Origin of the sequence: Parvivirga hydrogeniphila (genome assembly GCF_023371205.1) — a bacterium.
In the GTDB taxonomy this organism is placed as follows: domain Bacteria; phylum Actinomycetota; class Coriobacteriia; order Anaerosomatales; family Anaerosomataceae; genus Parvivirga; species Parvivirga hydrogeniphila.
The window spans coordinates 139,521-152,603 of record NZ_JAMCCO010000001.1 but is presented as its reverse complement, the minus strand read 5'-3'; the positions used below and the strand labels follow the sequence as shown (position 1 = coordinate 152,603).

Annotated in this window: 17 protein-coding genes and 1 tRNA gene; 16 read left to right on the top strand and 2 right to left on the bottom strand. The window is 68.5% G+C overall.

Annotation, left to right across the window (positions count from 1 at the left end; translation table 11 throughout):
• The first annotated feature begins 1 nt into the window (after position 1).
• The 6 genes from MX659_RS00790 to MX659_RS00765 all read left to right on the top strand — a co-directional run bounded on the left by MX659_RS00790 (position 2) and on the right by MX659_RS00765 (position 4,499).
• A complete protein-coding gene (locus MX659_RS00790) occupies positions 2-667 on the top strand; it encodes a potassium channel family protein (protein WP_267191586.1) in 666 nt (221 codons plus the stop codon).
• A gap of 5 nt (positions 668-672) precedes the next feature.
• The gene (locus tag MX659_RS00785; protein WP_267191585.1) at positions 673-831 is read left to right on the top strand and encodes a hypothetical protein; all 159 of its coding nucleotides are present in this window, start codon (positions 673-675) and stop codon (positions 829-831) included.
• A complete protein-coding gene (locus tag MX659_RS00780; protein ID WP_267191584.1) occupies positions 831-2,330 on the top strand; it encodes a TrkH family potassium uptake protein in 1,500 nt (499 codons plus the stop codon). The genes MX659_RS00785 and MX659_RS00780 overlap by 1 nt, the downstream gene beginning before the upstream one ends.
• A 1-nt stretch (position 2,331) precedes the next feature.
• Entirely contained in the window at positions 2,332-2,910 is a 579-nt protein-coding gene (locus MX659_RS00775) for a hypothetical protein (protein WP_267191583.1), read from the top strand.
• Positions 2,907-3,554 carry a lysoplasmalogenase family protein gene (locus MX659_RS00770; protein WP_267191582.1) on the top strand — a complete coding sequence of 216 codons (648 nt, stop codon included), beginning with the start codon at positions 2,907-2,909 and terminating at the stop codon, positions 3,552-3,554. The genes MX659_RS00775 and MX659_RS00770 overlap by 4 nt, the downstream gene beginning before the upstream one ends.
• Positions 3,555-3,647: 93 nt before the next feature.
• On the top strand, positions 3,648-4,499 hold the full coding sequence (locus MX659_RS00765) for a VanW family protein (RefSeq protein ID WP_267191581.1): 852 nt from the start codon (positions 3,648-3,650) through the stop codon (positions 4,497-4,499).
• On the opposite strand, the gene MX659_RS00760 is transcribed toward MX659_RS00765, so the two are convergent.
• Positions 4,478-5,176, bottom strand: a complete 699-nt coding sequence (locus MX659_RS00760) for an SdpI family protein (protein WP_267191580.1) — start codon at positions 5,174-5,176, stop codon at positions 4,478-4,480. The genes MX659_RS00765 and MX659_RS00760 overlap by 22 nt on opposite strands.
• Complete coding sequence (locus MX659_RS00755) at positions 5,173-5,457, bottom strand: autorepressor SdpR family transcription factor (RefSeq protein WP_267191579.1); 285 nt, start codon at positions 5,455-5,457, stop codon at positions 5,173-5,175. The genes MX659_RS00760 and MX659_RS00755 overlap by 4 nt, the downstream gene beginning before the upstream one ends.
• A 116-nt stretch (positions 5,458-5,573) precedes the next feature.
• Between MX659_RS00755 and MX659_RS00750 the strand changes: the two genes are divergently transcribed.
• The 10 genes from MX659_RS00750 (at position 5,574) to MX659_RS00705 (ending at position 13,072) form a co-directional block, all read left to right on the top strand.
• Entirely contained in the window at positions 5,574-6,065 is a 492-nt protein-coding gene (locus MX659_RS00750) for a GNAT family N-acetyltransferase (RefSeq protein WP_267191578.1), read from the top strand.
• A gap of 76 nt (positions 6,066-6,141) precedes the next feature.
• A tRNA-Gly gene (locus MX659_RS00745) sits at positions 6,142-6,217 on the top strand.
• Between the two features lie 172 nt (positions 6,218-6,389).
• Positions 6,390-7,373 carry a M23 family metallopeptidase gene (locus MX659_RS00740; RefSeq protein WP_267191577.1) on the top strand — a complete coding sequence of 328 codons (984 nt, stop codon included), beginning with the start codon at positions 6,390-6,392 and terminating at the stop codon, positions 7,371-7,373.
• A gap of 141 nt (positions 7,374-7,514) precedes the next feature.
• Positions 7,515-7,808, top strand: coding sequence for a 30S ribosomal protein S6 (rpsF, locus tag MX659_RS00735; RefSeq protein WP_267191576.1), 294 nt, complete (start codon positions 7,515-7,517; stop codon positions 7,806-7,808).
• A gap of 55 nt (positions 7,809-7,863) precedes the next feature.
• A complete protein-coding gene (locus tag MX659_RS00730) occupies positions 7,864-8,271 on the top strand; it encodes a single-stranded DNA-binding protein (RefSeq protein ID WP_267191575.1) in 408 nt (135 codons plus the stop codon).
• Between the two features lie 89 nt (positions 8,272-8,360).
• On the top strand, positions 8,361-8,621 hold the full coding sequence (gene rpsR, locus MX659_RS00725; protein ID WP_267191574.1) for a 30S ribosomal protein S18: 261 nt from the start codon (positions 8,361-8,363) through the stop codon (positions 8,619-8,621).
• Positions 8,605-9,579 (top strand): DUF2232 domain-containing protein, encoded by a 975-nt coding sequence (locus tag MX659_RS00720; protein ID WP_267191573.1) that lies wholly within the window; start codon positions 8,605-8,607, stop codon positions 9,577-9,579. Before rpsR ends, MX659_RS00720 begins: the two co-directional genes overlap by 17 nt.
• Positions 9,580-9,687: 108 nt before the next feature.
• Positions 9,688-10,239, top strand: a complete 552-nt coding sequence (rplI, locus tag MX659_RS00715) for a 50S ribosomal protein L9 (protein ID WP_267191572.1) — start codon at positions 9,688-9,690, stop codon at positions 10,237-10,239.
• An 18-nt stretch (positions 10,240-10,257) separates the two neighbouring features.
• Complete coding sequence (gene dnaB, locus MX659_RS00710) at positions 10,258-11,658, top strand: replicative DNA helicase (RefSeq protein WP_267191571.1); 1,401 nt, start codon at positions 10,258-10,260, stop codon at positions 11,656-11,658.
• A 28-nt stretch (positions 11,659-11,686) separates the two neighbouring features.
• Positions 11,687-13,072 carry an NAD(P)/FAD-dependent oxidoreductase gene (locus tag MX659_RS00705; protein WP_267191570.1) on the top strand — a complete coding sequence of 462 codons (1,386 nt, stop codon included), beginning with the start codon at positions 11,687-11,689 and terminating at the stop codon, positions 13,070-13,072.
• Positions 13,073-13,083 lie beyond the last annotated feature (11 nt).

Here is a 13,083-nt window from a genome sequence, read left to right as displayed (position 1 = left end):
CGTGTACGTGGTCATCAACGGCGGCGGGAAGGTCGCCTCGTACCTCGCGCGGACGCTCCTCGAGCGCGGGCACACCGTCGCGCTCATCGAGAAGCGGCGCGAAGTCGCAGAGAAGCTGGCCGGCGAGCTTCCCGGGGACCCGCTCATCATCCTCGGCGATGGCTGCGACTCGGTGTACCAGGAAGATGCGGGCGTCGGCCGAGCGGACGTCTTCGTGGCCGCGACCGGGGACGACGACGACAACCTCGTGTCCTGCCAGCTCGCCAAGACCGCGTTCGGCGTGCCGCGCACGGTTTCGCGTGTCAACAACCCGAAGAACGAACGCATCTTCAACGCGCTGGGCATCGAAGGCATCTCCTCGACGACGATCATCTCGCGGATGATCGAGGAAGAGGCCACCATCGGAGACATCCGCACGCTGGCGGCCCTGCGCAAGGGCAACATGGCGGTGGTGGAGATCGAGCTGCCGACCGACCGGTGCGTCGTGTGCGACAAGGCCGTCGCCGAGCTCAAGCTGCCCGTGGACTGCATCCTCGTCGCGTTGATCCGCGAAGACGAGGTCATCACCGTCCACGGCGATACGACGCTCAAGCCCGGCGACGTGGTCATCGCCTTCACGCGTGTAGAGCACGAGGCGATCCTCAAGCGAGCGCTGACGGGGGCGTGAGCAAGGTGGCTGCTGATCGCAGCAGCGAGATCCCCCGCAGCCTGACCGACCCTCGGCGCTGGCCGGGATACCTGGCGGGGATGATGACGGAGGCGGCGTACGTTCTGGCGCTGACCGTCGCCGCGTTCATCATCGCGCTTGTCGCGAAGGTGATCTGGCCGTGATGCTCAAACCGCGTCTCGAAGACCATCTCGTCATCGGGCGGTACACGGGCAAGGTCATCATCGGCGTGGGCCTGCTGATGACGATCCCGCTTCTGACCTCTCTCGCGTTCGCGGAGTGGGACACGGCGCTCGACTTCGTCATCGGCATGGCAGCGTGCTTCATCTTCGGGTTCGGGACGCAGCTCGTCTGCCGCACGGACAAGGACCTGGAGTGGAGCCACGGTCTCGTGGTGGCGTCAGGCTCGTGGATCGTCGCGACCGCTCTGGGCGCCTTGCCGCACTTCCTGTCAGGTCACGAGGGCTCCTACCTCGACGCGATGTTCGACGTCATGAGCGGCTACACCACCACGGGGCTGTACCTGCTGCAAGACCTCGACCATGCTTCCTTCGGGCTGAACATGTGGCGGCATCTGCTCACGTACGCAGGCGGCCAGGGCATCGTCGTTATCGCGCTCACATTCCTGTTCCGCGGCACGGCCGGCGCGTACAAGGTCTACGTCGGCGAGGGTAAAGACGAGCGGCTGCTGCCGAACGTCATCAACACGGCGCGGGCGATCTGGCTGGTCTCGCTCGTGTGGCTGGCGTTCGGCTGGATCGCGCTCGCTATCACGGGGGCCGCGCTCGGGCAGAGCCCTGTGCGTGCGCTCCTCCACGGGCTGTGGGTCTTCATGGGAGCGTGGTCGACCGGCGGGTTCGCGCCGCAGTCGTACAACACGATGTACTACCACTCGATCGTCTACGAGGTGCTCTGCGCGATCATCTTCATAGCCGGCTCATTCAACTTCGCGCTGCACTGGGCGGTCTGGACCGGCAAGCGAACGGAGATCCGGAAGAACGTCGAGACGGTGTCGTTCGCCATCACGCTCACCTCGCTCGTCCTGCTCGCGACGTTCGTGCTCGCACGCGCCCGCGTCTACACGGATGCCGTCATTGTGGTGCGAAAGGTCTTCTACCAGTTGGCGTCGGGCCACACGACGACCGGCTTTTCCACCATCTTCTCCCGTGCGTTCGTGACCCAGTGGGGTCCTGTCGGGATGCTCGCGACGACCATCGCCATGGCGATCGGCGCATCGGCGTGCTCCACGGCGGGCGGCATCAAGGGCATAAGAGTCGGCGTCATCGCGAAGGCGTTCTTCCACGACGTCCGCACGATGCTCTCGCCGGAATCCGCGGTGGTGCGCACGAAGTACCACCACGTGCGCGATGTGGTGCTCGAAGACGCGGTGGTGCGCACCGCGATGACCATCACGCTCGCGTACGTCGTGCTCTACCTCGTCGTCACGGTCGCCGGCGTGCTCTCGGGCTACCCGGTGGTCGAGGCGGCGTTCGAAGGGGTGTCTGCTGCGTCGAACACCGGGCTTTCGTGCGGCGTGACGCTTCCGAACATGCCTGCGGCGCTCAAGGCGCTCTACATCGTCGCGATGTGGCTCGGCCGCCTCGAGTTCATGTCGGTCTTCGCGCTCGTGGGATACGGCATCTCGATGGTGAGGGGGAAGTAGCGTGAGGCTCCGCCACGCGTTCTTCGGTGCGGTCGCGATCCTGCTGATCGCGCTCGCTGCCGGTTGTGTCGAGCGGCCTCAGGGCGGCGCAGCGCCTGACAGCCCCAACCGCCTCTCGAGCGGCGATCTCGTCGAGCACATGAAGGAATACGACGGCATGACCGTCACCTTCGAAGGCGAGGCGGTCGGCGAGGCCATGGCGCGCGGCAGCCATGCGTGGATCCACCTCAACGACGACGCGTACTTCGAGAAGAACATCGAGGAGGGCGCGCCGCTCGGCGGACAGAACAGCGGCATGCCGGTCTGGGTGAGCGCGGACCTGGCTCGGAAGATCGGCACGTTCGGCGACTACAAGCACGAAGGCGACATCGTACGCGTGACCGGCGTGTTCCATGCAGCGTGCCCGGACCACGGCGGCGACACGGACATCCACGCCCAGACGCTCGAGATCGTGCGCCGGGGGCACGCGGTGGTCGATCAGCCGAAGCCCGCCAAGCTCGTGTGGGCGATCGCTCTCTCGCTCGCTGCGGGCGCGCTGTTCGTCGCGGATCGTGCGATCACGGGCGGCTTGAAGGCGTGATCCCGCTTGCGGCAGGGGCCGCGGCGATGACGGCCGCGGGCACTGGCGCCGCGCTCCTCGCGGCACGCGCCGGGCGGCCGCTCGCGTACGGCATCGCGAAGGCGCTCGCGAGCGCGGGCTTCGTCGTCGTGGGCGTGTCCGCAGCGGTCGGCGCGCACCTGGAGGTGCCGGCGGCCCTGGTCGCGGCCGGTCTTGCGGTGGCGGCCGTCTCCGACGTGGCGCTCGCCGTCCCCGGTCGCACCGGTCTCGTCGCCGGCATGGCCGGCTTCGCGCTTGCGCACACGCTCGCGGCGAGCGGCTTCGCCGCGAGGGCAGGGCAGGCATGGCTCCTGCCCGCAGCCGTGCTCGGAGCTGCCGGCGGGATCGCTGTGCGGCGCTGGCTTTCTGGGCGCGCACAAGGAGCGCTTCCGGTCGCTGCGGGCGCGTACGCGTGTGTGGCGATCGCCATGGCTGTGGCGGCGGCAGGCGCGGCGCGTGCTGCAGGCGTCTGGCAGATCGGCCTCGGCGCTGCGCTCGTCGTCGGGTCGGACCTCGCCGTCGCGGCGGAGCGCTTCTTCGGCCGCGGTCTGGCGGCGAAGGCTATCGGGCTTCCGGCGTACTATGCAGGGCAGATCCTGGTGGCGTTCGGGATCGCGTCTCTGTAACGTTGCCGACCTGTGCTTCTTCCGTCGGCCGGATGTCGCCGGGCCCGCGTATCCTTCGCTCTCAAGGCGTGCGGCGAGGCAGAGGGGGCATCGATGCCATCGGATCGGTTCGCGGGGGGCAGCGGTCTTTCAGGCGCCGTCAGGAAGGTGGCGAGCACGACGGTCGGTGCGGCCGTCCGCCGTCTGCGGCGCGAACTGCAGTGGCGCGACAGACGCGTGGATTTCGAAGTCGTCCACGGTGCAGCGCCGTTCGAGCACGTCGTGGCCGAGCACGCGACCCCGCTCATGCGGCGGCTGGCGGGCGTCGACGAACGGTTGCAGCGCAACAAGGCCGTCAATCTGAGGATCGCGGCCGCGTGCCTCGACGGCGTGGTGCTTCAACCGGGGCAACGCTTATCGTTCTGGCGCGAGGTCGGCAAACCGACCGCTCGGCGCGGGTTTCTCGAAGGGCTCGTGCTGCGTCAGGGGCGGCTTGGGACGGGCGTGGGCGGCGGGCTGTGCCAGATGTCGAACCTGTTGTTCTGGATGACGCTGCATACGCCGCTCACCGTCGTCGAGCGGTGGCGGCACAGCTACGACGTCTTCCCCGACGCGGCCCGGACGCAGCCGTTCGGGAGCGGCGCGACGGTGGCGTGGCCGATGCTCGACCTGCAGATCGAGAACCGGACCTCTGTCCCGTACCAGCTCTCGCTTACGGTGACCGACACGCACCTCGTCGGCGCGTGGACGGCTCCGGAGCCTGCGTGCGCGCGCTACCGCATCGAGGAGCGCAACCACCGCATCACGCACGAAGGGCCCGGCGTCTACGTACGGCACAACGAGCTGTGGCGAGAGGCGGTCTGCCCCGACGGGCGCACTGAGATCGAGCTGGTGGCGGTGAACGATGCGCGCATGATGTACGCGCCGTTCCTGCCGGAAGCGGCTCAGTCCTCGCCGGTCGCCTGACTGCCGTCGGCCTCTGGGGGCGCCATCTCCTCCGGGTGGCGCTGCTTGTACAGGCGCATCGAGTACACGTACGTCACGGGCAGGATGCCGAGCACCCATCCCAGCATGATGACCACGTTGGCGGGCGGCGGCACGAACGCGCAGGCGATCGTCAGCAGGCCGCCTGCTGCGAACAGCCGCCCGCCCAGCCGGTTCGTCTTCACCCACACGACCTCGTCTGAAAGCGTCCACGAGTAGCGGACGCCCATCGTCCAGTTGGGCTTGACCCGGCCGAGGTGGTTGCCGAGCACGACGAACATCACCCCGGTCCCCACCAAGACCAGGCGGTCCATCCGGAAGGTCGGGTCGAACGCTGCAAGGACGGTGCCGGCGAAGATGGCGGCGAGCAGGCCCGTCACCAGTTCGAGCACGAGGAAGTACACCTGTTTCGAGCGCAGGACGTTCCGCCGGCGCGGGTCGAAGTACGGCATCACCATGAACAGCACGTACATGCCGAGCGCAAGGAGCGGCTCAGAGAAGACGCTTGCGAACGAACGCTCGGCCCACGCATCGATCCGCCCTGCAGCGTTCCAGTGCGTGGGGATGCGCGCTGGCAGGTGCGGGTAGGCGATCGCGCCTGCGACGAACATCGCGGCGATCAGCACGAGCGGGAGTCTCGGCATCTCTTTCGGGTTCACGGTTCGACTCCTCGTTCTCGGCTCTCGCCCACCAGATCGAGGAAGTAGGCGATGAGCTCTTCGAAAAGCGTCGCGTCCAGCGAGTACAGGATCTCTTGTCCTCGGCGCTCGGCCGTGACGAGCCCGGCATGCCTGAGCGAGGCCAGGTGGTGCGAGATCGACGGTTTCGAGATGTCGAAGTGCTCCGCGATCGCGCCTGCGGTGAGGTCGCCGTCTCGCAGCAGCCGCAGGATCTCGCGTCGCGTCGGGTCGGACAGGGCCTTGAACACGTCGCCTGGCACCGGTGCCGCTCCTGTGCGCGGTTAGAGATTTAGCCAAACGTCTAAATACCACGACTGCGGTATCGTATGCAACTGCGGGCAGCGAAGCGCAGCAGGAGGACGGGCAAGGAGGTCGCATGGTCATCCGGGAAGCGACAATCGAAGACGCGGCCGCCCTGGCGGAGTACGCCGCAGAGCTGTTCAGCGAAAAGCTGCCGGGTATATTCGCGCGGCCGGCGCCTTCGCTCGAAGACGAGACGGCGTTCATCCGGAGCAGGCTCGAGCCGGCGAACTCCACCCTTCTTCTGGCTGAGGAGGGCGGCACGGTGATCGGGCTGCTGGACTTCGCGGGCGGCACGCTGCCGGAGAACCGGCACGCCGGGACGTTCGGCGTCAGCGTGCGCAGCGGGTGGCGCGGGCGGGGCGTGGGCACCGCGCTGATCGAGCGGCTGCTCACGTGGGCGCCCCTGCACGGGGTCGAGCGCATCGAAGCGCACGCGTGGGCGACCAACCCGTGGGCCGTCGCGCTCTACGAGCGGCTCGGGTTCGAGCGAGAAGGGGTGCTGCGCGGCGCGATCAAGCGCGACGGGACGCCCATCGACGTGATCGTGCTCGCGCGGTTCGTGTAGGTCTCGCAGCGTCGGGCGAGAGCGGCCGCGCGTTGCGAGACGCAGCGTGGTGCCGTAGAATACGCGGGTGCCAGAGGCGGGCGTAGCTCAGTTGGTAGAGCGAGAGCTTCCCAAGCTCTAGGCCGCGGGTTCGAGACCCGTCGCCCGCTCCAGCGTGATGACCGGCCGCCCTTGGGCGGCCGTTTTCGTAGGCCGCTCGTCACCGCCTTCTGCCGTTCGTCGCGCGCTGCTTGCACGGCCGGCGCGAGCGCCATACCATACGAACAAACGTTCGTTCCGCCGCTCCCTCCCGTCTCCGCGGCGACCGGGCTACGGAGGCGTGGGATGAAGGGCATCAGTCACCGAGCGGTGCTCGCCGTTTTCATGTGTGCGCTCATCGCGCCAGCGCACGCGTCCGCTCTGGAGCCGCTTGCTACGCCGGTCCCAGGAGCCATCGCTCTGCGGTTCGGAGAGACCTACGTCGCTGCAGGATCGTGCTGCACGCACCGGGGGCTGGACATCCTCGGCACGGCCGGCGAGGCCGTCGCGGCCCCGTGCCGAGGCCGCGTGCGGTTCGCTGGGCTGGTGCCGGCCGACGGTGGGGGGCGGTGCGGCGCGGTCACTGTCGAGACTGCAGACGGTGCTCTCGTCACGGTCATGCCGCTTCAGGACCTCTGGGTGAGCGCGGGAGCGGAGGTCGTGCCCGGAACGGGCGTCGGCGAGCTCGCATCGGCAGGCGACGCGTCCTGCGAGTCGCCGCACGTACACCTGAGCGTGCGGGTCGAGGGGCGGTACGTCGACCCCGAGCCGCTGCTCGCCGCTGGCGGCAGCGCGGACGAGGAGGCGCCGGGCTTTCCGGTGACAGGTGATACGGGAGAGACGTCCGTGCAGCGGCCAACGCCATCCGGGTCGCCGGCTGTCGACGGCACTGCGGCGGCCGGTGAGGTTCCTGGCATCCAGCCGGCGAGCGAGGGTCAGGCGGAAGGTCTTCGTGCGGAGCGCTCTCCGCACGACCCAGCGCTGAACGGCGCGAGCCCTGGCGCGTGGCGGGGGACGGATGCCGCCTGCCCTGCTGCCGGTCAGCGGACGGTGCGGCAGTCCATCTTCCGCTCGATCCAAGCGATGCAGCAGACGAGCGCAGCGGCGAGATGGGGCGCGCGACCGGTCGCGGCCGAGCGCAATCGCGCCGTGCAGACGCTCGGCGTGGCGGCGCCGCCCTCAGCGCTCGCGACGCGCAGTGCGGTGCTGTCGATCGCGGCGGGCGTGCTATCGGTCGCCGCCACGATGCGCGCGCGGCGAAAGGTGCTGGGGGTGCAGCGTGTTGTATAGGGGGAAAGCGCAGCGTGTCAGAGCCGTGGGGTATGGAATTGTGGACGCGGCGGGACTCTGGTACACTGCGAGGGCTTCATTTCCTGCCCCGGGCTGACGCCTTCGAGTCCCGGGGCCGTCTAGCCCAGAGGAGGTGAACAAGTGAAGGCGTATGAAGTCATGCTCATCATCAACCCCTCGCTCGACGACGATGGTCGCGAGGCGCTTCTGAGCAAGGTCCGCGGAGTCATCACCGCCGCCGGCGGTGTCGTCGACTCCGAAGACGCGTGGGGCAAGCGAAAACTCGCGTACGAGATCGCAGGGCTTTCCGAGGCCGACTACCACGTGCTCATGTTCCACGCTGACGCAGCCACTGTCGCTGAGCTCGACCGCGTCCTGAAGATCACGGATCCGGTCGTCCGCTTCAAGATCATCCGTCGCGACGATCTCGACTGACGGGTCGGGAGCGGACCAGGAGCGGCTTCATGCCGCACGAACGAGGTGGGAACACATGAGCATCAACAGAGTCGTCATCTCAGGCAACCTTACCCGCGACCCGGAGCTCCGGGCCACGGCAGGCGGTACGGATGTGCTCAGGCTCGGTGTGGCGGTGAACGACCGTCGCAAGAACCAGAGCACAGGCGAGTGGGAAGACGTGCCGAACTTCATCGACGTCGTGCTCTTCGGTGCGCGCGCGACCGCGCTCGCGCGGTACCTGAAGAAGGGCACGAAAGTGGCGATCGAGGGCCGTCTCCGCTGGAGCCAGTGGGAGACGCCTGACGGCGACAAGCGAAGCAAACTGGAAGTCGTGGCGGAAGAGATCGAGTTCCTCTCCGCGCGCGAGGACGGTCCTGCGGCGTCGTCTGCGAAAGCACCGATGCCGGTCGAGGACATCGACGGAGAAGAGATCCCCTTCTAGGGGCAGATGCCGGCCGCGGTGCGGGCCCCTCCCGCCCCGGCGTGGCGCACGCGCGGCTCTCCCGAGCCGTGGGAAAGGAGGCAGAGCCAGTGAGCGATTACGCTCGTAAGCCCAAGCGGAAGTACTGCCAGTTCTGCAAGGACAAGGTCGAGTACATCGACTACAAGGACGTCAACACGCTCAAGAAGTTCATGACCGACCGCGGGAAGATCAAGCCGCGTCGCGTATCCGGCAACTGCGCACAGCACCAGCACCAGCTGGCGATGGCGATCAAGCGCGCCCGTGAGATGGCGCTCGTGCCGTACACGGTCCCGGTCGTGAGCGGAAGGGTCGATGGCAAGCGTCGCTGATAGCGGCGAGCCAAGGCGGGCTCGGCCCGCCGCAGCGCTGCTCGCGGTGGTGGCCGGTGCGCTCGTGAGCCTGGCGTTCCCGCCGATCGGGCTGCCGCTGGCGGCAGCAGGGCTCGTCCGGCTGCACGTCCGCCACGGAGCGCTCGCCGCGGCCGCGGCGGCGTTCGTGGCAGGAGCCGCGACGTTCGTGCTCGACCCGACCGGCCCGCTGTACGTGACGCTGTGGCTGCTCGTCGTGGGCCCCGTCACCGTGGGGCTGCTCAAGCGGTCCCGGTTCGAGTCGGCCGTGCTGGCCGTCGCGGTCGCGGTCGCAGCGGTGTGGGCAGGAGCGGTCGTCGGCGCGGCGGCCGCGCAAGGCACAGACGTGGCGACGATGTTCCGCACCACCATGCAGCAGGCAGTGAGCCAAGGTCTGGTCGGCGCCCCGCAAGCGGGCATCGGCAGCGCGGAGGCCAAGCGCCAGGTCGAAGAACTGGTCTCGACCATGGTCCGCATCCTCCCCGCGGTGCTGGCGTTCCTTGCCGGAGTGACCGCGGTGGGATCGGTCGGAGCCGCGACCGTGGTCCTGCGGCGCCTCGGCGTCGAGGTCCGCGGAGTCCCGCCGCTCGCGGAGTTCGACCTCGACCCGCGCGTGGTGTGGGCGCTCATCGCGGCGCTCGTGTTGATGGCGGTTGACAAGTTCAGCCACGGATGGCGCGGCGGGCTGCTCGGCGTGGTCGGAGAGAACCTTCTTCTCACGATGCGTTGGGTGCTGTTCGCGCAAGGCGTCGCCGTGTTCGCGGGCCTGTACGAGCGCGTGAAGGTGTCGAAGGCGGGCCGCGCGTTCGGGTATGCCACGCTTGCGATCACCGAGGCCTTCGTTCCGCTGGTGAGCCTGACCGGGCTCGTGGACGTCTGGCTGAACTTCCGGAAGCTGCCGCGCGACGGACGAACGGACGCAAGCCGACCGTCCGTCTGATAGGCTCGGCGCCACCGTCGCATCTCAGTGGCGGATGCGTCCGAGCAGCACTAGAGTGGAATGTGTCGCACGGCCCGTTCGGGCCATGGGGACAGAGTAGGAGAAGCGATGAAGGTCATCCTGTTGACTGATTTGAAAGGTCGCGGATCCGAAGGCGACGTGATCGAGGTCGCCCGGGGATTCGCGGTCAACTACCTCCTGCCGCGCAAGATGGCGGTAGAAGCGACGCCCGGCAACCTGAAGCAGCTCGAGGGCCGCAAGCACAACATCGCGAAGCGTGAGGCGGAGCGCCGGGCGGAGGCCGAGCGGGTCGCCGGCGCCATCGCTGGCAAGACCGTCGTGGTCGAGGCGAAGGCCGGCGACGAGGGCAAGCTGTTCGGCTCGGTCACCTCCGGCATGATCGCAGAGGCGATGAATGCGCAGCTCGGCGTCGATCTCGACCGGCGCAAGCTCGAGCTCCGCACGCACATCAAGACGCTCGGCGACTATCCGGTCACTGCGCACCTGTATGCTGACGTCGCGGTGGACGTCACAGTTCGCGTGGTGCGCGTGGGAGAGGGCGCCGCAGCGGTCGCGGAGGCGGCGAGCGCAACGGGTGCCGAGGCGGAGCCTGCCGATGAGGCTGCGGGCGCGGTCGAGGAGCAGCCGGCTACCGAGTAGACGCTGGGATGTGAGCGCGTGGCGCGAAGGACGAAGGACGAAGACGGGCCGAGGCCGGTCGCAGACCGCGGCGGCCGCGTTCCCCCGTACAACGAGGAGGCCGAGCAGTCGCTTCTCGGGGCGATGCTCATGTCGTCCGAGGCGGTCGAAGTCGGTCTGAGCGCCGTCGAGCCTGCCGACTTCGCCTTGCCGCGCCACGGCGTCATCTTCGGCGCCATCAGAGACCTCTACAACCGCGGCGAGGCAGTCGACCAGATCACAGTGGCCGACCGGCTCCAAGCCACCGGCAGTCTCGAAGAGGCCGGCGGCAAGCCGTACCTCATCGAGCTCGTGGATCGCGTCCCGCTCGTCTCCAACGCCGGGCATTACGCGGAGATCGTGAAACGCACCTCGACGCTTCGCGAGCTCATCCGGGCAGGCACCGACATCGCCACGCTCGGGTACGAGCGCGTCGACGACCTGGACGAGGCGATCGAAACAGCCGAGAAGCGGCTGTTCGACGTCACGAAGAAGCGCGTCTCAAGCAACTTCCGGCCGATGCGGGAGCTGCTCAAGACGAGCTTCGAGCAGATCGAGGTCCTCGCGGAGCGCAAGGAGCACGTCACCGGCGTCCCGACGGGGTTCCCGGACCTGGACAAGATACTCGCCGGCCTTCACCGGGGCGACCTGGTCATCCTTGCGGCGCGGCCATCGGTCGGCAAGACGGCGCTCGCGCTCAACATCGCCGTGGAAGCGGCCCGCAAGGGCTACCCCGTGGCGATCTTCAGCCTCGAGATGTCGTCAGAACAGCTGGTCCAGCGCCTGCTGTGTGCGGAGGCGCGCGTCGATTCGCACCGCTTGCGGACCGGGTACCTCAACGACGCCGACTGGCCGGCGCTTGTGGATGCGGCGGGACGGCTGGGCGACATGCCGCTGTGGGTCGACGACACGGCATCGACCTCGATCGTCGAGGTCCGCGCGAAGGCGCGGCGGCTGTTCCGCGACAAGGAAGACGGACTGATCGTGGTCGACTACCTCCAGCTCATGCAGCCGCAGAACCGGCGGTCCGAGAACCGGCAGCAGGACGTGGCGGACATCTCCCGCGGGCTGAAGATCCTCGCCAAGGAGCTGAACGTCCCGGTGCTTGCCCTCTCGCAGCTCTCTCGGGCCGTCGAGCAGCGCAGAGGGCGTCCAGTGCTCTCGGACCTGCGTGAATCGGGGGCGATCGAGCAGGATGCCGACGTCGTGATGTTCATCCACCGGGACACGTTCCCGCGAGGCGCTGACGAGGACGACACGCGCTCCCGCGACGACGTCCCCCCGAAAGGCGAGGCCGAGATCATCGTAGCGAAGCACCGCAACGGCCCGACGGGGGTCTGCCGCGTCTCGTACCTCGACCGCTACACGAAGTTCGTACCGCTGGCCAGGCAGGAGCCGTAGCTCGACGGGCGGGTTCGGAGGTGGTGGCATGAGTGCACGCGAACGGTTCGACGTGGTGATCGTCGGCGCGGGCCCGGCAGGCATCTTCGCGGCGCTCGAGCTGGCACGGTCCGGCCGCGCGGGACGGCTCGCGATCGTCGACCGCGGCAAGGCGATCGATAAGCGGCGTTGCCCGGCTCGCGAGACGCACTGCGTCGGGTGCGAGACCTGCGCGATCATGAGCGGGTGGGGCGGCGCGGGCGCGTTCTCGGACGGCAAGCTCACGCTGTCGGCAGAGGTCGGAGGGTGGCTCGGCGACTACGTGGGACGCGAGACGCTCGACCGTCTGCTCTCGGACGCCGACCGCATCTGGGTTCAGTTCGGCGCCACAGAGGAGGTCCACGGCCCGGACGAGGCGACCGCCGAGCGGCTGTGCCGAGCGGCGACGCTTGCAGAGATGCGCCTCGTGCCGATGCGCGTGCGCCACATCGGGACCGACCGCTCGCCGGCGGTGCTCCAGGCCATGCACGATTGGCTGGTCGAACACGGAGTCGAGGTCCGCCTCGGCACCGAAGCGGTGCGCGTGCTCGTGGACGCGGGTCACGTCGTCGGCGTCGAGCTCGCGGACGGCTCCACGCTCCTCTCGGAGACGGTCGTGCTCGCTCCCGGGCGCGACGGCGCGGACTGGCTGGCCGCGCAGGCGCGCGCTCTGGGCATCGGCCTTGCGAGCAACGCGGTGGACATCGGCGTGCGGGTCGAGGTGCCTGCCCCCGTGCTCGAGCCTCTTACCGAGCCGCTGTACGAAGCCAAGCTCATCTACTACTCCAAGCGGTTCGGCGATCAGGTCCGCACATTCTGCATGAATCCATACGGCGAAGTCACCACCGAGTCGTACGGCGACATCGTGACGGTGAACGGGCATTCGTATGCTGAAGAGCGCACCGCGTACACGAACTTCGCGGTGCTCGTGAGCCAGACCTTCACGCACCCGTTCAACGACCCGATCACCTACGGGCAGTCGATCGCCCGGCTTGCGAACCTGCTCGGCGGCGGCATCCTCGTGCAGCGCCTGGGCGACCTGCGCGCGGGGCGGCGCTCGACTCAGAAGCGCATCGCCCAGTCGGTCGTCGAGCCCACGATGCCCTCGGCGACGCCGGGCGACCTCTCGTTCGTGCTCCCGTACCGGCACCTCGCCGACATCCTCGAGTTCCTGGATGCGATGGACAAGCTCGCACCGGGCGTCGCAGCCGACGGCACGCTGCTGTACGGCGTCGAGGTGAAGTTCTACTCGTCGCGTCTCGAGCTCGGCGCGGACCTGCAGACGCAGATCGCGGGCCTGTACGCCATCGGCGACGGCGCTGGCGTGACCCGCGGTCTGCTGCAGTCGAGTGCGAGCGGTATCCACGCCGCGCGCGCCATCCTCCGCAAGGCCTGAAGCGTCTGGCA

Bases quoted from the DNA above. Each gene is read 5' to 3' on its own strand.
- MX659_RS00780 (WP_267191584.1), top strand. From the start codon at position 831: ATGCTCAAACCGCGTCTCGAAGACCATCTCGTCATCGGGCGGTACACG.
- MX659_RS00765 (WP_267191581.1), top strand. From the start codon at position 3,648: ATGCCATCGGATCGGTTCGCGGGGGGCAGCGGTCTTTCAGGCGCCGTC.
- MX659_RS00750 (WP_267191578.1), top strand. From the start codon at position 5,574: ATGGTCATCCGGGAAGCGACAATCGAAGACGCGGCCGCCCTGGCGGAG.
- MX659_RS00740 (WP_267191577.1), top strand. From the start codon at position 6,390: ATGAAGGGCATCAGTCACCGAGCGGTGCTCGCCGTTTTCATGTGTGCG.
- MX659_RS00730 (WP_267191575.1), top strand. From the start codon at position 7,864: ATGAGCATCAACAGAGTCGTCATCTCAGGCAACCTTACCCGCGACCCG.
- MX659_RS00720 (WP_267191573.1), top strand. From the start codon at position 8,605: ATGGCAAGCGTCGCTGATAGCGGCGAGCCAAGGCGGGCTCGGCCCGCC.
- rplI (WP_267191572.1), top strand. From the start codon at position 9,688: ATGAAGGTCATCCTGTTGACTGATTTGAAAGGTCGCGGATCCGAAGGC.
- MX659_RS00705 (WP_267191570.1), top strand. From the start codon at position 11,687: ATGAGTGCACGCGAACGGTTCGACGTGGTGATCGTCGGCGCGGGCCCG.